The organism is Gallibacter sp. Marseille-QA0791, assembly GCF_965119705.1.
GTDB classification, from domain to species: Bacteria; Bacillota; Clostridia; order Peptostreptococcales; family Anaerovoracaceae; genus Lentihominibacter; species Lentihominibacter excrementipullorum.
In genome coordinates, this window is sequence record NZ_CBCPMH010000001.1 from 2,404,649 (window position 1) to 2,426,398 (window position 21,750).

Annotated in this window: 16 protein-coding genes; 12 read left to right on the forward strand and 4 right to left on the reverse strand. The window is 47.7% G+C overall.

Going from position 1 to position 21,750, the window contains the following annotated elements:
* Positions 1-36 precede the first annotated feature (36 nt).
* From ACQY69_RS11080 to ACQY69_RS11090, 3 genes are all read right to left on the reverse strand, one after another.
* The gene (locus ACQY69_RS11080; RefSeq protein ID WP_428260578.1) at positions 37-1,449 is read right to left on the reverse strand and encodes an APC family permease; all 1,413 of its coding nucleotides are present in this window, start codon (positions 1,447-1,449) and stop codon (positions 37-39) included.
* 75 nt (positions 1,450-1,524) lie between these two features.
* Positions 1,525-3,153, reverse strand: coding sequence for an amidohydrolase (locus ACQY69_RS11085; RefSeq protein WP_428260579.1), 1,629 nt, complete (start codon positions 3,151-3,153; stop codon positions 1,525-1,527).
* Positions 3,154-3,382: 229 nt separating this feature from the next.
* On the reverse strand, positions 3,383-4,825 hold the full coding sequence (locus ACQY69_RS11090; protein ID WP_428260580.1) for a sigma-54 interaction domain-containing protein: 1,443 nt from the start codon (positions 4,823-4,825) through the stop codon (positions 3,383-3,385).
* Between the two features lie 429 nt (positions 4,826-5,254).
* Between ACQY69_RS11090 and ACQY69_RS11095 the strand changes: the two genes are divergently transcribed.
* From ACQY69_RS11095 to ACQY69_RS11135, 9 genes are all read left to right on the forward strand, one after another.
* Positions 5,255-5,527 carry a DUF1292 domain-containing protein gene (locus ACQY69_RS11095; RefSeq protein WP_428260581.1) on the forward strand — a complete coding sequence of 91 codons (273 nt, stop codon included), beginning with the start codon at positions 5,255-5,257 and terminating at the stop codon, positions 5,525-5,527.
* Positions 5,528-5,681: 154 nt separating this feature from the next.
* Positions 5,682-7,073, forward strand: a complete 1,392-nt coding sequence (locus tag ACQY69_RS11100; RefSeq protein ID WP_428260582.1) for an NAD(P)/FAD-dependent oxidoreductase — start codon at positions 5,682-5,684, stop codon at positions 7,071-7,073.
* Positions 7,074-7,091: 18 nt separating this feature from the next.
* Entirely contained in the window at positions 7,092-7,502 is a 411-nt protein-coding gene (locus ACQY69_RS11105) for a C-GCAxxG-C-C family protein (RefSeq protein WP_428260583.1), read from the forward strand.
* A 12-nt stretch (positions 7,503-7,514) separates the two neighbouring features.
* Positions 7,515-9,257 carry an AMP-dependent synthetase/ligase gene (locus ACQY69_RS11110; protein WP_428260584.1) on the forward strand — a complete coding sequence of 581 codons (1,743 nt, stop codon included), beginning with the start codon at positions 7,515-7,517 and terminating at the stop codon, positions 9,255-9,257.
* A gap of 2 nt (positions 9,258-9,259) precedes the next feature.
* On the forward strand, positions 9,260-10,354 hold the full coding sequence (locus ACQY69_RS11115; protein WP_428260585.1) for an alanine/ornithine racemase family PLP-dependent enzyme: 1,095 nt from the start codon (positions 9,260-9,262) through the stop codon (positions 10,352-10,354).
* Positions 10,355-10,610: 256 nt separating this feature from the next.
* Positions 10,611-12,440, forward strand: a complete 1,830-nt coding sequence (locus ACQY69_RS11120) for a hypothetical protein (RefSeq protein ID WP_428260586.1) — start codon at positions 10,611-10,613, stop codon at positions 12,438-12,440.
* 12 nt (positions 12,441-12,452) lie between these two features.
* Complete coding sequence (locus ACQY69_RS11125) at positions 12,453-13,835, forward strand: IS3 family transposase (protein WP_428258994.1); 1,383 nt, start codon at positions 12,453-12,455, stop codon at positions 13,833-13,835.
* 61 nt (positions 13,836-13,896) lie between these two features.
* Complete coding sequence (locus ACQY69_RS11130; RefSeq protein WP_428260587.1) at positions 13,897-14,307, forward strand: LPXTG cell wall anchor domain-containing protein; 411 nt, start codon at positions 13,897-13,899, stop codon at positions 14,305-14,307.
* A 490-nt stretch (positions 14,308-14,797) separates the two neighbouring features.
* Positions 14,798-16,777: a right-handed parallel beta-helix repeat-containing protein gene (locus tag ACQY69_RS11135; protein ID WP_428260588.1), complete on the forward strand. Its 1,980-nt coding sequence runs from the start codon at positions 14,798-14,800 to the stop codon at positions 16,775-16,777.
* 194 nt (positions 16,778-16,971) lie between these two features.
* Here the strand turns inward: ACQY69_RS11135 and ACQY69_RS11140 are convergent, their stop codons facing one another.
* The gene (locus tag ACQY69_RS11140; protein ID WP_428260589.1) at positions 16,972-17,610 is read right to left on the reverse strand and encodes an HAD family hydrolase; all 639 of its coding nucleotides are present in this window, start codon (positions 17,608-17,610) and stop codon (positions 16,972-16,974) included.
* A 161-nt stretch (positions 17,611-17,771) separates the two neighbouring features.
* On the opposite strand from ACQY69_RS11140, the gene greA reads away from it, so the two are divergent.
* Genes greA through asnS form a run of 3 tightly spaced genes read left to right on the forward strand, consistent with a single transcriptional unit; the run spans position 17,772 to position 21,738 of the window.
* Positions 17,772-18,260: a transcription elongation factor GreA gene (gene greA, locus ACQY69_RS11145; RefSeq protein WP_428260590.1), complete on the forward strand. Its 489-nt coding sequence runs from the start codon at positions 17,772-17,774 to the stop codon at positions 18,258-18,260.
* Between the two features lie 32 nt (positions 18,261-18,292).
* Complete coding sequence (gene lysS / locus ACQY69_RS11150; protein ID WP_428260591.1) at positions 18,293-20,317, forward strand: lysine--tRNA ligase; 2,025 nt, start codon at positions 18,293-18,295, stop codon at positions 20,315-20,317.
* 26 nt (positions 20,318-20,343) lie between these two features.
* On the forward strand, positions 20,344-21,738 hold the full coding sequence (gene asnS, locus ACQY69_RS11155; RefSeq protein WP_428260592.1) for an asparagine--tRNA ligase: 1,395 nt from the start codon (positions 20,344-20,346) through the stop codon (positions 21,736-21,738).
* Positions 21,739-21,750 lie beyond the last annotated feature (12 nt).

Below are 21,750 nucleotides of genomic sequence, written 5' to 3' on the forward strand. Positions count from 1 at the left end.
TTCAGCTGGCGCTTGCAGCGGTCTGATGTCCCGCGGCTATTCGTTGAGATTCATGTCAGGCGGAAGCTGCCTGAAGAACTTCGTGGCAACGGCCAGGGCTATGAAGCCCAGTACCAGCCATATGATGCCGAGTATCTTCGACAGGCTGTCAAGGCTGATCCACAGGGCAGCGCAGATGACAGCGCCTATAATAGGGCAAATGAGGTATTTTACGATACCTGCTCCGTTTCGCTGTTGTCCCTTTATAAAATAATGGGAGATAACGGAGATATTTACCATTACGAAGCCCAGCAGCGCTCCGAAATTTACCAGGGAAGCGGCTGCCGACAGATCCAGTATCATCGCCGACAGGGATATCACGGCTACGATTATAACGTTGATGGAAGGTATCTTCGTCTTTTTGTTGACGTAGCCGAATATCTTTTTAGGCAGCAGTCCGTCTCTTCCCATACCGAAGAGTATCCTTACTGCGGAAGCCTGAGATGCCACTGCTGATGCGGTGGCTCCAATGACCATCATCGCGCAGAATATGAGAGCCATCACGTTGCCCAGCACGTGGAACATGTACTCATAAGCTCCCGAATCCGGAACCTCGAAGGAATACCACGCTTCAGGCCATGCTGACTGCATCATGTAGGACATGATGATGAAATAGCCGCCTGCCGCGAAGCAAGTGATAAGCAGCGCTCTTCCGATGGTCTTTTCTGGTTCCACCGTCTCTTCGGCAATGGTCGTTACCGAGTCGAAGCCCAGGAAAGACATACAGAGTATGGATGCTCCGGCAAATATCCCGGCCCAGCCAACATCAGGAGATGCGAACTCTTCAGGATTGAAATAGGCTGTCGTATCCAGGATCGTGCCGAGGCCGCCCCCTCCGAAGATGTATTTGAGGGAGAGGATGATAACAGCGACGACGAATACCAGCTGTACGATTATCAGCGTATTGTTGAAAACTTTAGTGAAATTCATGCCTACCAGATTCGTTATAGTCACGATGACGATGAATATACCGATCCAGGCTGTCGTAGGGATCTGCGGGATCAGTATGTTCATATAAAGACTCAGTGTGACATAGTTGAACATAGGGAGCAGTATATAGTCCAGCAGGATGCCCCAGCCGGCCATGAATCCTACGTGGGGGTTGAGGCTTCGCTGGGTGTAAGCGTATACGGACCCTGCGATAGGGTACGCTTTTACCATGTGCCTGTAGCTCATAGCCGTGAACATCATGGCCAGTGTGGCTACCGTATAGGTCAGAGCCAGCATTCCGTGAGTCATATTGCAGACCAGACCGTATGTACTGAATATGGTTATAGGCGCCATATAAGCGACACCGAAGAAAACTACCGAAGGCAGCTTCATCACCCTGTTCAATTCCTGTTTATAATGGAATTTTTCAAGGCCGCTATTGGAGTTTTCGACAGCTCCGTTCTTTTCATTGATTGACATCGTTATTCTCCTTTTCAGAAAATGATAATAAGTACGATTGCGACAGATACGGCGGTCGGCCGCCATATTGAAAAATCAGACGGACGCAGGATCTTCGTAGATGATCTTCCCGTCCATCACAGTCATGATGACTTTTCTTTCCATCAGATCCGTATCAGGGATGCTGAACAGATCTTTGTCGATCACGATGATATCGGCGAAATATCCTTCAGCCAGAGAGCCTAATTCGTTTTCCCGATGTACTCCGTAGGCGGAGCCGTGAGTGTAAAATTTAAGCATTTCTGCCAGCGTCAGCTTTTCGGAAGGTGTCCACCCGCCTTCAGGCTTGCCGTCGTTATGTACTCTGGTGATGCCCCTGAATATTTCCAGGAATGGATCGTTGTCCACTACGGGGCAATCGCTTCCGATGGCCAGTATACCAGCGGCCTCGTACAACGATCTGTAAGGGAAAGTCTTGTCTGCCCGCTTCTTTCCGAGGACCTCAGGATAAGGATTAGCATCAAAAGTCTGGGTCAGCGCCAGATGTTCCGGTTGTACGGAAGGGATGATGCCCAACTCCTTTATTCTGGAGAAGTCGTCATCGCTTACCATTTCCAGATGTTCGATGGCGTGTCGGCATTGGTTTTTCCCATAGGTCTTGACGGCTGTTTCGATGTAGTCGATGCCATATCGCACAGCTCTGTCGCCGCAGGCGTGCAGCTTCACTGAAAGTCCGCGTTTATGAGCTTCGGGAACGGCCTTGCTGATGGAGTCCAGATCACACAGCTCTTCTCCGATGTTGCCGGGCTCGTCGGCATATTCATCCAGTACCAGGGCTGTATGGGTCGTTACAACTCCGTCCAGGAACTGTTTTACCTGATCTACCTTTAGCTTGTCAGAAGAATATTTCTCCCTGTCCTCGACCACCTTGTCCAGGTCGCCTGTAAGGTCCGGCGCCGCATGTATCCGGACAGTAAGCTCTCCGGCCCGATCCATTTGGCTGTAGACTTCCAGATCTCCCATGTTACCGTGATAGTACGGCTGCACATCGTTTATGGATGTGATGCCCAGATTTTTGGCAGCGTCCATAAAGGCGTGTATGATGGCTTTTTCCTCCTGCTCCGTGAAATCAAAGGCATATCTGGTAGCCAGTCCGGTGGCGGCCTCCAGCAGCACACCTGTAGGATCACCGTTGGTATCCCTGACTATCTTTCCGCCCGCAGGATCAGGAGTATCGGCAGTAAGGCCGATGATCTTCATGGCGGCGCTGTTGATCCAGGCTCCATGGGCTTCTGCGTGGAGAAGGCATACAGGTCTGTCGGGGAAATACTTGTCCAGTGATGCGTGCGTAGGCATCTGTCTGTTGTCCCAGAAGACGTGGTACCAGGAAAATCCTCTTACCCAACCTGTCTTGTCAGGATCTTTGTCGGCGGCTTTTTTTACCATGAGAGCCGCTTCCTCCTCACTTTTTGCCTCTGCCAGATTGACATACGTTTTGAACAGCCCTGCCATTATGAGATGGGTGTGGCTGTCGTGGAATCCGGCCATCACGGTATTAGCACCGAATTCCTTGACGACTGTATCCTGTCCTTGGTAGGCGGAGGGATCGGAACCCCGTTCCACAGCCAGGATCCTGTTGCCTTTGACGGCTACGAACCCGGGATATGGCTCCGCGCTAATGCTGTCGAAGATGCAGTCGCTTTTGATAATCAAATCAGCTTTCATTTGTTCACCTCTTTTCCAGCTGGCAATATATATCGCAATTATCATGCCAAACAGAAAATATTGAAAATTCAACGTTCTGATCTCCGGACAAAGAAAAACCGTGTAAGTTTATACTTACACGGGCTGCGAGAGACGTGAAGAGCGTTGAAAAGTCATTGAACGCCTTATGATGTAAGTAAATACGGACACTGTAAGTACATACTTACGGTGCCCGGAGGAACCAGCAGCTTCAGCGACACGAGTTTTTCGAGGAAGTTATTTTGCCTGGGGGGGGGGTGAGAGGTATTCCTAAGCGATTCATCTTCTGATGGAGCAGAGGCCTGGAGATGTTGAGAAAATTGGCTGCATGAGTCTTATTGTAGTCGAATCGCTCCAGGACGCTTTCTATCAGTTCTTTTTCCGCCTGCTTCTTGGTGTCCTCTATAAGGTTGCTGTTGGCGCTGTAATCAGGCAGACGTTTGTTCCGTGGCTTTATGAAAAAGTCAAAATCCTTCAATGTGAGAGTATCTGCCGTTGCGAAGTTCATAGCTCTTTCCAGCACATTCCTCAGTTCTCTCACGTTGCCGGGCCAGTCATACTGTTTCAGTTTATCTATGACGGCCGGTTCAACACCTGTGACCTTGAATCCCATCTCGCTGTTGAGCTGATCGATATAATAGTCCACCAGCTCGTCGATATCCTCTATATGGTCCCGCAACGGTGGGATCTCGATGGTGATGACGTTGAGACGGAAGAAGAGATCCTTGCGAAAAGTTCCGTCCTTCGTCATGCTGATGATGTCCTGATTGGATGCCGCTATGACCCTGGCGTCCACAGGGACGGATTCATTACTGCCGATAGGTTCGATCTCATGCTCCTGAAGGACCCTCAGCAGCTTGGGCTGGACTGTCATGGCCATCTGCTGTATCTCGTCGATGAATATGGTGCCGTGATTGGCGTACTCGAATTTTCCTATCCGCCCTTCTTTATTTGCTCCTGTGAAAGCACCTTTTTTATATCCGAACAGCTCGGCTTCCACCAGGTTTTCAGGAAAGGCCGAGGCATTTATCTTGACCATCGGATTGTATTTTCTGTCACTGAGAGCGTGGATGGCATGTGCTACCAGTTCTTTCCCTGTGCCTGTTTCCCCCAGTATCAGGACTGTTGAATTGGACTGGGCGACACGTTTTATCTTGGCTCTCAGTTCCATCATGGCTTTGGAATCGCCGATGATGTTGTGTATTGTGTATTTGCTTCGCTCCAGTTTTATTATCTCTTTGTGAAGCTCTTTCAGTTGATCTTTCAGGAATGCGTTGTAGTCGTCGGTGAGATTTAGGAATACCTTTTCCTCATTAACCAGATCATACTCCATCAACCCTACTTTTTCTCCATTGTATATGAGTGGCACATTCATGGATATGCCCATGCCGTAATTGGATTTGTAGAAGACGATCTTTGGTTTAGTGATGTCCTTTGGAAGATTTTCAAGCATGTGCGTGTATGGAAAAACCTCATCTACAGGCTTGCCATAGAGGCTGCGGGCCTGTTGAGGAGTCGGTTGGGGATATCCTATGAGTTTCATGCACTGCTTGTTCAGGTATCTGAGTTTCCCTTCCATATCGATGACGATTATTCCGTAAACTTCGTTCAGATAAAAATCTGCGTTGTTTTCAAAGTCGAAGTTGTTATCCATAGGATGCTCCTCCCTGTTCTTGATAAAATATGGTGAACAATTATCTTCATCCATTATTTTCAGGTATCTTCCGAGGTGATGTCAACTAAATTTTGCGAAGGCCTGAGAAAAGGGTGTATGTAACGGATGGTTTTATCTACATTTTACTTTTTTTGTGCGATGTAGGTAAAGTTTTCAATGATTGCAGGGCCTTCTTTGGTTGGATTCCGATCCGCATGCTGTAAAATCTCGATTTTTCTCTGTACTAAAAAAGTCCATTATCTCTAAATCTATTGGATTTTACCTACATTTCCTGTTTTTCTCGAAATGTAGATGATTTTGTTGTTAACCTTGGCTTTGCCTGCTGATAAAGTGATTGTAAAAAAGAGCGTAAAATGGTATAGTAATGCTGATAAGCAAGAAAAAACTTTTTTAGTACGGAGGTACGCGATGGCAGATAAAAAGGAATTGTACGGATACGAGGAGGAGGACATAATCACGTTGGAATTTGACGACGGCGAAGATGTGGAGTGTGGTATACTGGGCGTATTCGATGCGCTGGACAAGGAGTATATAGCATTGAACCCGCTGGGAACCGAGGATGTGTATATCTATGGCTATAAGGATCTGGATGATGAGTATGAGCTGATAGATATAACAGACGACGATGAATTCAACAAGGTAGTTGCCGAGTTCGAGAAACTGGCCGTAGAAGAAGTATAGGAAAAAATCAAATTGCGATGTATGACCGACAAGCTGAAATGTGACGACTGCTTGTCGGTTTTTCATATAATGCTCAAAAATAAAAGGTATAGTATTTTTGCAGGATTTAATATAATATTAAAATGTGTGTGTTATCATTGAGCTGGAGGGAAAAATGAGAAGTTACGATATAATAATCATCGGAGCAGGAGCCAGCGGAGTATTTATGTCATATGAGCTGGCAAAGTTGAATGTCGATGCGGATATCCTGATGATAGATAGGGGGGAACGGCTGGAAAAGAGGCTTTGCCCCATAAAAGCAGGAGCGAAAAACTGCCTCAAATGTTCCCCGTGTCATATCATGAACGGATATGGCGGAGCGGGAACTCTTTCTGATGGGAAGTACAATATCACGACTCAGTTCGGAGGCGATCTCCATACATATGTTGGAGTGGATAAGGCCATGGAGCTGATGGAATATGTGGACGACGTGCTGTGTGGCATGGGCGGCGCTGATGCCAAGCTTTATTCGACGGCCAGTTCTGAATTGAAGACTATGGCGCTGAGGAATAATCTCCATTTACTGGAAGCGAAGGTGAGACATCTGGGAACTGACAGGAATATGAAGATATTGGAGAGGATATTCGATTACTGCAGTCAAAAGATCGAGACGGAATTCTGTACAGCCATAGAAAATGTGGAGGTAGAGGATGACGGAACATTTTTGCTCACATCAGACAAGGGAGAACAGTATAAATGTAAGGATCTGGTCATGGCTACAGGGCGTTCCGGATCCAAGTGGAGCTCACAGATATGCGACAAGCTGGGGATAAAGCAGAAGAAAAACAGAGTGGATATCGGTGTCAGAGTAGAGCTTCCGGCAGAGATATTCAAACATATAACAGATGATGTTTACGAAAGTAAGATCGTCTATAAGACCGATAAGTACAACGATATGGTCAGGACATTTTGTATGAATCCATATGGCGAAGTGGTGGCTGAGAATACCAACGGCATCGTGACAGTAAACGGTCACAGTTATGCCGATCCGGCTTTAAGGACGGAAAACACTAATTTCGCCCTGTTAGTGTCCAATAAATTCACTGAGCCGTTCAAGGACAGCAACGAGTACGGAGAGTCCATCGCCCGTCTTTCCAACATGTTGGGCGGCGGCGTACTGTTGCAGCGGTTCGGCGACCTGGTGAAGGGGCGCAGGAGCAGCAAGAGGAGAATGGAAAAATGCTTTACAAGGCCTACGCTTCAGGCGACGCCGGGCGATTTGAGTCTGGTGATACCGAAGCGGCAGCTGGACAATATAATAGAGATGATATATGCCCTCGACAAGATCGCGCCCGGGACGGCCAATGAGGACACGCTTCTCTATGGGGTAGAGGTGAAATTTTACAATTCAAAGATAGAGGTGGATGAGAATCTTCAGACGGCGGTACCGGGTCTTTACGCATTGGGAGATGGAGCGGGAGTGACCCATTCTCTTTCTCAGGCGTCGGCCAGCGGAGTATACGTGGGGAGGATCTTAGCGGAAAAATACGGCAGGAAAAGCGTATGAGCGGAAAGGAATGAGACAATGGGAGAGTTAGCGGAAAAAGCTGTTGCGAATCACAAGAAAAAGTATAACTGCTCACAGGCGGTGGCATGTGCCTTCTGTGACAAATTAGGAAGAGATGAAAAGGAAGTATTTGAGTTGATGGAGGCATTTGGCCTGGGAATGGGTACGATGGGCACATGTGGAGCCGTGTCGGCCATGGCTGCGGTAGTAGGTATGGTTGAGTCAGATGGAGCTCTCGACGCACCAAAGACTAAAAAGGAAAGCTATAAAGCCATGAAGGCTCTTACGGAAAAATTCAAGGAGAAAAATGGGACGGTAGTCTGCAAAGAGCTCAAGGGAGTTGAAACAAAAAAAGTCATCAGAAGCTGTGATGGTTGTGTCCAGGATGCAGCTGAACTTTTGGAGGAGTATCTGGAACAGAAAAAGTAAGGAGTGTGGCTATTGAACAGCAAAAAATACAAGAATGTACTGTATAAGACGAGGTACATCAACGATCTCAGAGATATGATATATTCCAGCGCTGAGATATTCGGCAGTAAGCCGGCATTCCTGGTCAAGGATGTTCCGGGCGGCAAGTACAGACCGATTTCATATATACAGCTGAAGGAAGATATAAATGATCTGGGCACCAGGCTCATAGATATGGGATTGAAGGGTAAAAAGATCGCTGTCATAGGCGAAAACAGCTACAAATGGGTGGTCACGTATCTGGCAGTGACCAACGGTACAGGAGTCATAGTACCGCTGGACAAAGAGCTTACGGCTATTGAGATAGGCAATCTGCTGAAGAGAGCAGAGGCGGATGCCGTTTTTTTCTCGGCTAAAATGCGGGAGAAGGTCATGGAAGCTATGGCTGAAACGGATATCATCGGTACGAAGGTCTGTATGGATGGTGATGGCGGTGATGGTATCGTCTGTTGGGATCAGTTGTTGTCAGAAGGAAAGACGCTGCGGGAAAATGGCGACAGACGATTTGTGGATGCCATCATAGACAGAGAAGCCATGTGTTCGTTGCTGTTCACATCGGGGACCACTGGTATGTCCAAAGGCGTCATGCTTTCACATAAAAATATCTCCGCCAATGTGTACAACATGTCGAAATATGTCAAGATAAGGGAACCGGGAGGAGGTTTATCGGTGCTGCCGATGCATCATACCTATGAACTGACCTGCCACGTGTTCACCGGCTTATATCAGGGCATGTTTATCGCCATATGCGAGGGGCTGCGGTATATACAGCAAAATCTGAAGGAGAGCAGGGCGACAGTCATGCTTGGCGTTCCCGCTGTCTTCGAGACCATGCATAAGAGAGTATGGAAACAGGCGGAATCATCCGGTATGGCGGGGAAGATGAAGAAAATGATGACCGTCGCGAGAAGGACGGGCCTTTTCAACAACCAGAAGGTGATGCGCCACATTTTTTCGAAGATACACACGAGCTTGGGAAACAATATAGAGCTGTTCATATCAGGCGGAGCGGCTATAAATCCTCAGGTCATACGGGATTATGAGGCTTTGGGATTCCCGATGATACAGGGATATGGCATGACGGAAAATTCACCTATAATAGCGGTAAACAGGGACAATTACAGCAAGGCCGATTCGGTCGGACAGCCGATGCCGGGAACAGAAGTGAAGATAGTCGACGCGGACGAAGACGGTGTAGGTGAAATAATATGCCGGGGGCCATCGGTAATGCTGGGATATTACAATGATCCGGAGGCGACAGCTAAAGTTCTGAGGGACGGGTGGCTGTATACCGGAGATTACGGCAGATTTGATGAGGAGGGATTCCTCTATATCTGCGGCAGAAAGAAAAATGTGATCGTTGCTAAAAACGGGAAAAATATTTATCCGGAAGAAATCGAATATCTGCTTTTGGAGCAACCTCTGATAGAGGAAGTGGTGGTGTACGGCGTCAACGATAAGAAGAGCGGGGACATCATCGTGAAGGCGGAGATATTCCCTGATTTTGCAGCTGTTGAGGAAATACTGGGTCACGCAGATGATCATCAACTTTCGGAGGCACTGAAAGGAGCCATAGAAGAGGTGAATGACAAGATGCCGGCCTATAAGAGGGTGAAGCGGTTCAAAGTCAGACATGAGGAGTTCGAAAAGACATCTACTCGTAAGATCAGGAGAACGGGCAGCTCGATCCGTGAAGAGGACGATCAGGAGGAGTGAGTATGAGCAGATCTGATAAGTATCCGAAACTGGTCGTGGATCTGGATAAGCTGCGCCGAAACATCGACAGGATCAGGATCCAGTGTGAGGACAAAGGTGTAGAGATCGCCGGAGTCATAAAAGGATGTACCGGGCTTACGGAATGCGCCAGACAGTTCGCCCGGGAGGGGTGCAGATTCATTGCTTCTTCCAGGCTGGAGCAATTGGAGACACTCCGCAGCAGCGGGATACAAACGCAGCTGATGATGATAAGGGTGCCGATGCTGAGCGAAGTCGCTGATGTGGTGCGCGTCACCGATATAAGTCTCAACAGCGAGATAGCTGTACTTAAAGCACTTAATGAGGAGGCCGGTGCTCAGGACAAGGAGCACCAGGTCATACTGATGGTGGATTTGGGAGATCTGAGAGAAGGATTTTGGGACAAGGATGAGCTTCTGGAAGCGGCTCTTCTGACCGAAAACGAGCTGCACAATCTGAAATTGGCCGGGATCGGAACCAACCTGGGGTGTTATGGCGCTGTCGCCGCCACTCCGGAAAAGCTGGAAGAGCTGGTTGAACGAGCCGAGATGATAGAGGAAAAGATAGGCAGAGAGCTGGAATTCATATCGGGAGGAGCTACCAGTACCCTTCCCAGGATATGGGAGGACAATCTGCCATCAAGGATAAACCTGCTCAGGATAGGCGAGGGCATATTGTTAGCCGCCGATCTTCAGGAACTGTGGGGCTATGATATGAGTTTCATGCACCGTGATGTGTTCACCCTGAGGGCAGAAGTCATAGAAGTCAAGGAAAAACCTTCCCATCCTGTGGGAGAGATAATGTTCGATGCTTTCGGAGCAAAGCCTGAATATGAGGATCGTGGCATGCGGAGGCGGGCTCTGCTTGCCTTGGGAAAGGTGGACTACGCGTTTTGTGACCAGCTGATCCCCAGAGATGAAGGGGTGGCGATACTGGGGGCTTCCAGCGATCACACTATACTTGACATACAGGATGCCGCCCGCTCCATACAGGTGGGAGATGTGTTGGAATTCATCCCGCACTACTCTAATCTTGTATACCTGACCAGCTCGCCGAACATACAGATCGTGTACATTTAAGAAATGTGAGAACGGATTTTTATATGATCCGTTCTTTTTGTATGAGGATAAGGAAAACTATGTGTTTCAACGAGGAAAAGCATTGAGCCCCAGGGTACAGTAAGGTGTTTCATGATGCATATTTTACAGAATCAATATAGTTATTTTACGATATCTGAGGGTGATGAATATTTGCACAAAAAAATATTGACAAAAGCATATGGAGAGGGGTACGATGTAAAAAGGATATAGCTATCAAAACAGAAAGGTGAGAAAAATGAGGAGATTGAGAAAGCTTTTTCCGGTCGTGCTGTGCCTTGCGATGGTGCTATCATTGCCGGGGGTTGCTGCCGCACAGTCGGGCAGTACAGTACAGACTGAAAGCTCTGTCGCCTGCGTGGATGGCACATATTATTATGACACGCTGAGCGAGGCCATAAAGGCCATAGACGGAGAAGGGACTGTAGAACTGGTCGCAGATGTGAAGCTTAATACCAGGATCCTTATCAGTCAGGGCAAGAGCATCACGCTGGATATGAACGGATATACAGTAAAGAGCGACGGAGGTTTTTTTGGCGGTTATTCAATGCTCTTTGAAAACAGGGGGACGCTGACCGTAACAGGCCAGGGGACCATGGATGCCACTGAAGGGTCAAATCCGTTTATCGGTATTGAAAACAAAAGCGGCCAGGTTACTGTTGTTTCCGGGGATATAGTTGCCAGCGGCAACGGTATCAGAAATATCAGCGGGACATTGAATGTTCTTGGCGGGACCATAACAAACACTGAAACTGCGTCAAATGAAGAGGACTCTGCAGTATACACCGGTGCAGGATCTACCACGACCATTTCCGGGAACGCCCGCCTCACTGGATATAATACGGCAGTGAGATCCAACGGCGGAGATATCACCATTTCGGAAAATGCGTATCTGACAGGCAAGTTTGGAGTAATGCTTTTCAACAGCCCTGGAGAAAATACCGCCAGTGTTGCTCATTCACAGTTGACTATGACCGGAGGAACCATTGAAGCTACATATGGATTTGCCCTGTCAGGAAATAACCTGTTATCCGCCATGTGCAGCGCAGAAATAACCGGAGGTACTCTCACGAGCACAGCTGAAGGTACCGGAATCTACTGGCCTATGGAGGGAGAACTGACAATAGGCGGAAAAGCCGTTGTTGAAGGCGGTACCGGCATAGAGGCCAAGATGGGTACCATAACCATCAAAGATAGCGCCACGGTAACAGGAACAGGAGAATATCTTGAAGGCATTCCGGAGGGAGGCGGATCTCAGGCAGAAGGTTCAGCTGTCCTGGCATCTGCTCAGATGTATGGAGCCAGTGAAGGACAATACATCATCAGCCCTGACCTTACTGTAAACATCACAAGCGGCACGCTGACAGGAACCAATGGCAATGCGGTTACTGTATATAATACAGAAGATACCGAAGAACAGACTGCCCAGATCAATGTGACAGGAGGAGAACTGATCGCGGCTGACAACAAAGCCGGCGTGAAAGTCATAGCGGAAAAAGGAGCCAATGAGACTCAGTTGGTACAGGGAACTGAAGACAATTCTTTTGTGGCTTCAAGCTCAGAAACAAAAGTAACTGTATCGTCAGATGCTGCTCTCGCGGCCGTTGACAGCAACGGGCAGGTATCTTACTATGCTGATGTGAACGATGCCCTCAGTGCCAATGAAGCTGCGGCAGCAGATCCGGTAAACATATATGTACTGGGTGACAGCCAGGTAGACAGCGAGGCTCTGAAGAACCAGAATGTGAAACTGACAACCGCAAAGGGTGTTGAACTTGATGTCAACTCCGATGTTGACGGAATGATTGTCAAAGAGACTGTCAATGCTGACGGCAGCAAGACATATGAACTGGTCTCCGGTTTTGAACTTGCCGCTCCTGAGGTTACTGTGGCTGCGGACAAGACTTCTGTTCATGCCGGAGAGACGATAACTCTGACAGCCGTGGCTGATCACGAAGAACAGGGAGTCACTTATTCCTATGCATGGTACAAAGACGGCCAGCTGTTGGCAGAACAGACATCCGATACGGGGGTGCGGACAAAAACCTGGACACATATAGGGCTCTGAAAGGAGTAATTGATGTATTCAGAAGAACAGAGAATAAAGGCGTTACGTATGTATCATCGAATAGGTTCTGTTACAGATACGGTGCGCCGATTAGGTTATCCCAGCAGAGAACAGTTGCATGCCTGGATTCGTAACGATGGAAAGCCAAAGGAAAGACGAAAGAAGCTGAACCTAAAAAACACTACCGAACATCCTCGAAACCCTCCGGCGGAGTTTAAGATGGAAGCGCTTCGTCGTTGTTTTGAGAACGGAGAAAGTGTAAAATCAGTATCAGAGGAGGTTGGATACAGCCGAGCCAGCATATATATGTGGCGAAAGCGATATCTTCAAGGAGGTGCAGCTTCTCTGATGAATACGAAAAATATCAACCCTGAAAAATTACCGGACATGAATGAAAAGATATCTTCCGAAGAGGTCGAATCACTCAGAAAGCAGATGTATGAGCTTCAAATGGAAGTAGATATCTTGAAGGAGACAATCAACGTATTAAAAAAAGACCCCGGCGTCGACTGGAAGGACCTAAAGAACAGGGAGAAGGTAGCGGTGATCGACGCCATAAAGGAGAAGTATCCGCTACCGATTCTGCTTCGAAAGATGGGACTATCAAGAAGTAGTTACTACTATCAAATGAAGGCTCTTGCAAAAGAGGATAAGTATGAGCCTCTGCGAAATGAAGTTACCAGGCTATTCTTCGAAAACAAAGCCCGATATGGGTATCGCAGAATACATGCAGAACTAAAGAAGATTGGAATAAAGGTATCTGAAAAAGTCGTTCGCAGAGTAATGAAGGACGAAGGGCTTGAAGTAAAGATCCGAAAAACGAAGAAGTACAATTCGTATAAGGGAGAAATCAGTCCATCTGTTCCCAACGAAGTGCAAAGGAACTTTCATAGCGAGAATCCATATGAACTCCTTTTGTCGGATATCAGCGAGTTTGCTATCCCTGCAGGCAAGGTGTATCTGTCGCCGGCAGTGGACTGCTTTGATGGAATGCTAGTCACATGGCGAATAAGTGAACATCCAAATGCTGATCTCGTCAATGGCATGCTCGACGACGTGATTGCAAATATGGGCGAGAAATCAAAACCGATTATTCATACGGATCGAGGCTGTCACTATCGCTGGACAGGTTGGATCGAGAGGATGGAGACAAACGGATATACCAGGTCGATGTCACAGAAAGGATGCTCTCCAGATAATGCTGCTTGTGAAGGTTTGTTTGGACGAATAAAGAATGAGTTCTTCTACAATCAGGACTGGCAGGACGTGACCATAGAGGAATTCTCACATGAGTTAGACCTGTACCTTCGTTGGTACAATGAAAAAAGAATTAAGAAATCGTTAGGGTATCTGAGCCCTGTGGAGTACAGGCGATCTCTTGGATTAACTGCATAGGCTGTCCAAGAAAACGTCCGCACCCCCTACCCTCAAAGTGACTGAAAGCGGTATATATACAGTGAAAGTTACCGCGACCAAGACAGACGGAGATGTTACTCTGACTTCCGAGGCTGCTGAAAGCACCGGAATAACATGCACAGTTGAGCCTCACAGATATGATGGCGCATGGAAAAATGATGAAAACAGCCACTGGCAGGAATGTGACTGCGGCCAAAAGGGAAATGAGGCCGCCCACGAGTTTGGACAGTGGGTCGTTACTAAAGAAGCAACCGCTTCGGAACAGGGAAGCCGTGAAAAAGCATGTCAGGTATGCGGATACACTGTAACAGAAGTGATATCTGCCACCGGCTCTGATGATGTTCCAAAGACAGGCGACGAAAATAATATCGTGCTTTGGGCCGCTATGATGATGATTTCATCTGCTGCATGTGCAGGAATAATGGCTAAGCGCAGGAGAAGTGAAAAATAAAGAGAAGAGAAATCAAAGAAACAGTAAGATGGGAGAGCGAGCTTTTAAATTTTCGCTCTCCCATTTTCTATATAGGTACAACATTCGTATCATTTTCGTGTTCGCTGTGTGCGATAGAGGTCTCGCAGATGTATTGGCTCTGACTGCGGGAGGTTTTGTCAGGACAACCATTATAAACATACGGAGGTTTATATGGTTTAAAACGAATGGCAGTAGATGGCAGTAAAGGAATAGTTTAACTTGAGAAATTCCTGAATCGTATTTTCCGCGGACGCATAGCAAAATGCAAGTTTATTATGCAACAAAACACCCTTGGGGAGCGCCTCAAAAGCAACGTCCCGGAAACGATAATTTGGGATATTAAATGAAGATTTTACGGAGTTACTATCTTGACAAAATTATATGTTTGTATTGACAAAACACAAAAAAAAAGGGGGGGGGGTAATATATGCATATAGAGTTATAACACAAATTTATTGAGGAGGAAAAAATGAAAAGACGAATGATGAGCCGCGTTGTGGCTGTCCTCTTTTCTCTTGCCTTAGTATTTTCGATGGCTTCCTTTGCTTCTGCGGCGGAGGGAGATGACGCGTCGGAAACTGCCGGGACGATCACGGTGAAGATCGGCGATGAAGAGGCAGTGACATGCGTTGATTTTGCTGATGCTATGGCAAAAGTAAGAGCGGCTGACGACTCAGCGAAGAAAGTTATTACCCTTTCGGCGGGCACTTATACGCCGGTCAATGGCGAAACCTTCAGGATCAACGAGCCTAATACCGTTATCCAGGGTGCAGGTGTCGATGCGACTATCATCAATACGGGTGATGTGTCTGTATCCGGTCAGGCGGGAGTACTGCTGCAGGCAGATGGAGTTGAGATCCGTGACCTTTCAGTAGTAAGCAATAATCCGGGAGTCAGCGGCGGTGCGATCAAAGCTTCGGATATCGGCGATGGCGTTAATAACATGCCTAGGCTGAAGGGGATCGTTATCGAAAACGTTTCCGTATCTGCTGATGTGGGCTTCGGTCTCAACCTTCACGGCGTGGAGGGTGCTGTTGTGACGAATGTGACGGTGGAAAAGGCGGCGAAAGCTTCTGTAAGCGTAGCTCTCGCGGATGTGACCTTCACTAACCTGACGACGAATGAATCCGGATGGAAAGCGGACATCGCGATAGCTTATAATGAGAATAACCAGTCCGCTTATTATGAACCGAGCAGTATCAAGGTAAATGATTCTACTCTAGAATATAATGTGATTACAAGTGAGAGATCGGCGGACGCAAATGGCGGTGTGGATAAAGTTGAGACTGATATACCGATGGCGGCGATAAAGAATGACAACGGTTCATTTATATTTGTCGCTGAAGACGTAGCGGCGGAACAGGGCGTTCTTATAGAGAGGACAGGCGAATATTACGCGACTATTCAGGCGGCTGTCAATGCGGCTGAAGATGGAGATGTGATCGATATCCCGGCGGGTACATATAACGAAAATCTGAAAGTTGAAAAAGATATCACGCTGAAGGGCGCCGGAGAAGACACTGTGATCAAGTTTGTCGCTGAGGACAGAGAAGCGCAGGATTATTTCAGCGGAAAGGCTTATCCTGTAGTTTACGCCACGGGAAATCTGACGATGGAAGACCTTACTGTCGCAGGGCCTACGGATCAGCATCATGGTATCGATGGGATACTTGCCAAGGCTGATCTGACCATGAGAAACGTAACGGTCAAGGATATCAGATGCACTGCTGATGGCGGTTTCGTTTGCGGTGTCAACTACGGTAAGGGTGTTATCGTTGACGGCGACGGAGATGTAGTTATCGAAAATTGCAATATCGAAAATTTCCAGAAAAACGGTATAGACATCGAGACGTCAGGCGAAGCGCTTATCAAGGACAATGTCATAAAAGGTATCGACGATAACAGTATAATCGCCCAGAATGGAATCGTTCTCAGAGGCGGTACTGACGCTACGGTCGAAGGGAATGAGATATCGAATTTAAGATACACTGCAGACAACGAATGGTCGGACGGAAGCTATGCTGTTCTTGCTTATGATGACGTTGCTCTTTCGATGACGAAAAATATTATCAAAGACGTAGACAACGGCATTGTTCTTGATGGAAATGCGGAAGCAGTCATCAATAACAATGTGATAGATACGGATCATTACGGATTGGTGACATATTCGACAAAGACCGTCGATGCGGCAGACAACTACTGGAGTGGAGATGTAGCTGATAAAGTATATGCTGGTGAAGAAAGCAAAGTCACAGGACTTGACGATGTGAAGAGTGAACCGATCATAGATGATACGAATGGCGATGTCCAGGAAGGAAACGGATCTTCGGCCACATCTTCTGATAAATCGGCTAAAACAGGCGATCCTTTCAGCATTGCGGCTATATTAGGATTATTGGGAGCTTCCGGAACAGGAGCAGGTATAGCGTTGAGAAAAAGAAACAAATAAATCATGAGAGATACGAGAACGGATTTTCTATGATCCGTTCCCGTTCTTTTTTTGAAGTAAAACAGCGCATCATCAACGAATAGATCCCCAGACTTTTGAATCCTTTCTTAAGTCTGGGGATCTTAATATGACTTATCTTTGAGGGACAGCCGAAATGAGGGCCCGTCATCGTTTTTACTTTCTGGCACAGCCCCCTACAGCAGCTCTTTGAAGCTCTCTATATACTTGTCGGCTAATTGTTTTATCTCGGGCTCGTTTTCTTTTTCGCTTTCGTCAGCGATGGCAATGACGTAGAAGCCGGCCTCTTTGGCTCCTCTGATGGCCAGGACGCCGTCTTCGATGACTACCGTCTCGTCTTTAGGAGTCCCCAGCATATCATGGGCGTGGAGGAAGACTTCAGGATCCTCTTTTCCGCCGCCTGCTTCCTTACAGGTGACGATCTGAGAAAAATAATCGCGGATACCCAGTCGCGCCAGTATTTCCTCGGCTATGGCCTTATCGGTGGATGTGGTTATGCACATGGCGATGCCCTTCTGTTTGAATTTCTCCAGCAGGATAGGAACGTATTCTTTGATGCCTACGCTGGAGAGATAACCTTCTCTCAGAATGGTGTTGAAACCCTTGGCTATCTTTTCCTCCGTGGTAGCTATGGCGTATTCGGATTTCAGATAGGCGCACAACTCCTCTAAAGTCATGGCTTTCGTCTTCGCCCCCAGATCAGGCTCGGGCGTTTTCATCAGTGATGTTATGTACCTTCCGGCAGCTCCCTGCCACATCTCAGTGGAATCCAGCAGCGTACCGTCCATATCAAAAATAGCTCCGCTAATTTTCATAATTGCCGCCTCCTTGTACTATACTACTATAAGCACTTCTACAATACCATCGAAAAGGTGTGTTTGTCAACGATTTCAAGAGGCCGGAATCGTTGACAAGAGAAGGGTTTTAAAGTATAATAATTCGATACGACAATATGTCGAAAGGAGATTTATCAAACATGACAGAGAACATGAATGAGGAAATTTTATTAACGAAAGAAGGCTATGATAAAATCGTCGCGGAGCACGAGGAACTGGTGTCCGTAAAGAGAGCTGAAGTGGCTGAAAGGATCAAGGAGGCCATCTCCTATGGCGATATTTCCGAGAACGCCGAATACGATTCTGCCAAGAATGAGCAGGCCGAGCTGGAGGAACGCATCCACAAGCTGGAGACGATGATCAGGAAGGCCAAGATCGTTCAGGATGAAGATGTAAAAGGCGATGTGGTGAACGTAGGCCTTAAAGTTGTCGTAAAGGATCTTGATACGGGCGCGGAGGAAGAGTTCTCCATCGTAGGCGCTACTGAGGCAGATCCGTTTGAAGGAAAGATTTCCAACGAATCGTCGGTGGGACACGCCCTCATCGGTCATAAGAAAGGTGAAAAGGTGGCCGTTGAAGTTCCCGACGGGATCATCAACTACGAGATAGTGGATATAATTAAGGAATAGATGACAGTTTAGATCGGAAAGAGGTGTTTTGATTGCATTGGGCGGAAAAAATTGCGGATAGGATAATCAAGAGAAATCCGGATAAGGAGGAATATGTCTGTGCGGCGGGGATCAGCCCGTCAGGCTCCATCCATATCGGGAATTTCAGGGATATAGCTACGAGTCTGTTCGTAGCGAAAGCGCTGGTGAAAAAAGGGAAAAAAGCGCGTCTTCTTTTTTCATGGGATGAATACGACAGATTCCGGAAAGTGCCGGCCAACGTGAAAGCTGTAGATCCTGACAATGAGTTTGAAAAGTATCTGGGTCTTCCTTACACATCGGTCCCTAACCCGTTCAATACAGAACACGAGAATTATGCCAAGTATTTCGAAGCTGAATTCATGGATTCCATCAGGAAATTTGGCATCGAGATGGATTACAGATATCAGACGGATATGTATACGTCAGGGAAATACAAAGATGACGTCATAGAGGCATTGAAGAAGAGGAAGGAGATATTCGACATCCTGGACAGCTTCCGGACTCAGGACGCGGAGGAAGGAGAACGGGAGGCGTATTATCCTGTCAGCGTATTCTGTCCTGAATGCGGCAAGGACACGACGAAAATAACGTCTCTGTCGGACGACTGTACTGTCGCCGAGTACGAATGCGAATGCGGGCACAGAGGAACTTTTGATTTCACGAAAGAATTCAACTGCAAGCTGGCGTGGAAGATAGACTGGCCGATGCGCTGGAGATACGAAGGAGTCGATTTTGAACCGGGCGGTAAGGATCACGCCAGCCCGGGAGGCAGCTATGAGACAAGCAGCGTCATTTCCAGAAAGATATTCGGATATGAGCCGCCGATGTTCCAGGGCTACGAGTTCATCGGAATAAAGGGCTCCACCGGAAAGATGTCGGGGTCGTCGGGACTCAATCTGACGCCGGAGACATTGCTCAGGATATATGAGCCGGAGATAATCCTGTGGCTCTATTCGAAGACGGATCCTAAAAAGGCTTTCGATTTCTGCTTCGACGATGGGATCCTCCGTCAGTATTTTGAGTTTGACAAGATGTACAACGACTATATAGCCGGAAAGACCAACGAACACAACACGGCGGTGATGGAATACAGCCTGATAGACGACCACAAGATAAAGACAGTGCCGATGAGCCTGCTGGTACAGCTGGGTTCCATCGTGGACTTCAATGTACCGATGATGGAGACCGTATTCGAGAAGATCGGTACGCCTTACAAATACGAGGATTTCGATACGAGGCTGGAAAAAGCCAAGTACTGGCTTTATCAGTGCGCGCCGGAAAGCGCCAACAAACTGCGGGGCTGGAGAGACTGGGACCTCTACAATACCTTCTCCGACGAAGAGAAGCGGGAGATCACGATCCTGTACGATTACATCAAGGCAGGAGAGTACGACTTGGATTCACTCAACGCCAAGCTTTACGATATACCTAAGGAAGTATACGGCACCGATGTTGAGAATCTGAAAAAAATACAGGGCCAGTTCTTTAAAAACGTATACAGACTTCTCATCAGCAAGGAGAAGGGCCCGAGACTTTACCTGTTCCTCTATGCCATAGACAGGGAGAGATTCATGCACCTTCTGGATTTCAGCTTCCCTAAGACCGAAGAGGAAGAAGCGCTCGAGAAAGCAGCCCTTGAAGCGGAGAAAGAGCCTGAAGAGGAGATCAAGGTCTACGGCGAACCTGACGAAGTGAAGCCTATCGTAGAGCCTGAGGTTTCCATAGACCAGTTCTTTGAGATAGATCTGAGGGTATGCAAGGTGCTGAAGTGTCAGGAGATAAGGAAATCCCACAGCAACTACAAGCTGACTCTGTTCGATGGAATAAAGGAGAGAGTAATCGTTTCAAGCATCAAGAACGATTATAAGCCGGAAGAGCTGGAGGGAAGAAAGATAATCGTAGTGGCTAATCTGGCTCCGGCGAGATTTACGGGAGTCACCAGCGAAGGTATGCTGCTGGCGGGAACCAATAACGCCTGCGGATGTCAGGTGATCTTCGTGGACGACATCGTCCCTGAAGGGACCAGGATCTGCTAGGATTTATATACACAGGAGATGAACAGATGAAAGATGTTGAGATAAAAAGTCTCTACAGATCCAGCGAGGCGTATGCCGACAGTGAGATCACGGTCCGCGGCTGGGTCAGGACCAACAGAGGCTCCAATAAATTTGGATTTATAGAGTTGAATGACGGCAGCTTCTTCAAGTCGGTACAGGTGGTGTATGAGGCTGAGTTCCTCGATAATTTTGAGGAGATATCCAAGGCTCCGATCGCTGCTGCGCTCAAGGTGACGGGCCTTTTCGTGCTGACGCCCGAGGCAAAACAGCCTTTCGAGATAAAGGCCAGGGAAGTGGTGATAGAGGCAGGCTCGGACTCCGATTATCCGCTCCAGAAAAAGAGGCACAGTATGGAATTCCTTCGGGAGATAGCCCACCTGAGACCAAGGAGCAATACCTTTTCGGCGGTGTTCCGCGTCAGATCCATGGTTGCCTATGCCATCCATAAGTTCTTCCAGGAGAAGGGCTTCGTCTATGTCCACACGCCGATAATCACAGCCAGCGATTGCGAGGGAGCAGGTGAGATGTTCAAAGTGACTACCCTGGACATGGGAGATCTGCCGAAGACTTCTGACGGCAGCGTGGATTACAGCGAGGATTTCTTCGGCAAGGAAGCCGGCCTTACCGTAAGCGGACAGCTTGAGGCTGAGACCTTCGCGCTGGCCTTCAGGAATGTGTACACCTTTGGACCGACCTTCAGAGCGGAGAATTCCAATACGGCCAGACACGCTTCCGAATTCTGGATGATAGAGCCGGAGATGGCTTTTGCGGAGCTTTCCGACGACATGGATGTAGCGGAAGATATGATAAAGTACATCATAAATTATGTGATGGAAAACGCTCCTGAAGAGATGGAATTTTTTAATAAATTCGTGGACAAGGGGCTTCTCGACAGGCTCCAGAATATAGTCAGCTCCGACTTCGAGAGGATAACCTACACTGAAGCGGTAGAGATGCTGCGAAAATCAGGTGAGAAATTCCAGTATCCGGTGGAGTGGGGAATAGATCTCCAGACGGAGCACGAGCGGTATATCACCGAGAAGATATACAAGAAGCCGGTTTTCGTCACTGATTATCCTAAGGAAATAAAGGCATTTTACATGCGTCTCAACGATGACGAAAAGACGGTGGCCGCATGTGACCTGCTGGTTCCCGGCGTCGGTGAGATCATCGGCGGAAGCCAGAGAGAGGAGAGATATGACGTCTTAAAGGCCAGGATAGAGGAGATGGGAATGACCGAAGAAGACTACTGGTGGTACATGGATCTCCGCAAGTACGGTGGCGTGAAGCATTCCGGCTATGGCCTTGGATTTGAGCGTATCATCATGTATATAACAGGAATGAGCAATATCAGAGACGTACTGCCGTTCCCGAGGACTCCGAAATCTGCTGAGTTTTAGGAAGCGGCTGCT

What these genes read in the sequence shown, in the direction of transcription:
- ACQY69_RS11080 (WP_428260578.1), bottom strand. Translation starts at nt 1,449, where the DNA reads ATGTCAATCAATGAAAAGAACGGAGCTGTCGAAAACTCCAATAGCGGC.
- ACQY69_RS11085 (WP_428260579.1), bottom strand. Translation starts at nt 3,153, where the DNA reads ATGAAAGCTGATTTGATTATCAAAAGCGACTGCATCTTCGACAGCATT.
- ACQY69_RS11090 (WP_428260580.1), bottom strand. Translation starts at nt 4,825, where the DNA reads ATGGATAACAACTTCGACTTTGAAAACAACGCAGATTTTTATCTGAAC.
- ACQY69_RS11095 (WP_428260581.1), top strand. Translation starts at nt 5,255, where the DNA reads ATGGCAGATAAAAAGGAATTGTACGGATACGAGGAGGAGGACATAATC.
- ACQY69_RS11100 (WP_428260582.1), top strand. Translation starts at nt 5,682, where the DNA reads ATGAGAAGTTACGATATAATAATCATCGGAGCAGGAGCCAGCGGAGTA.
- ACQY69_RS11105 (WP_428260583.1), top strand. Translation starts at nt 7,092, where the DNA reads ATGGGAGAGTTAGCGGAAAAAGCTGTTGCGAATCACAAGAAAAAGTAT.
- ACQY69_RS11115 (WP_428260585.1), top strand. Translation starts at nt 9,260, where the DNA reads ATGAGCAGATCTGATAAGTATCCGAAACTGGTCGTGGATCTGGATAAG.
- ACQY69_RS11120 (WP_428260586.1), top strand. Translation starts at nt 10,611, where the DNA reads ATGAGGAGATTGAGAAAGCTTTTTCCGGTCGTGCTGTGCCTTGCGATG.
- ACQY69_RS11125 (WP_428258994.1), top strand. Translation starts at nt 12,453, where the DNA reads ATGTATTCAGAAGAACAGAGAATAAAGGCGTTACGTATGTATCATCGA.
- ACQY69_RS11135 (WP_428260588.1), top strand. Translation starts at nt 14,798, where the DNA reads ATGAAAAGACGAATGATGAGCCGCGTTGTGGCTGTCCTCTTTTCTCTT.
- ACQY69_RS11140 (WP_428260589.1), bottom strand. Translation starts at nt 17,610, where the DNA reads ATGAAAATTAGCGGAGCTATTTTTGATATGGACGGTACGCTGCTGGAT.
- greA (WP_428260590.1), top strand. Translation starts at nt 17,772, where the DNA reads ATGACAGAGAACATGAATGAGGAAATTTTATTAACGAAAGAAGGCTAT.
- asnS (WP_428260592.1), top strand. Translation starts at nt 20,344, where the DNA reads ATGAAAGATGTTGAGATAAAAAGTCTCTACAGATCCAGCGAGGCGTAT.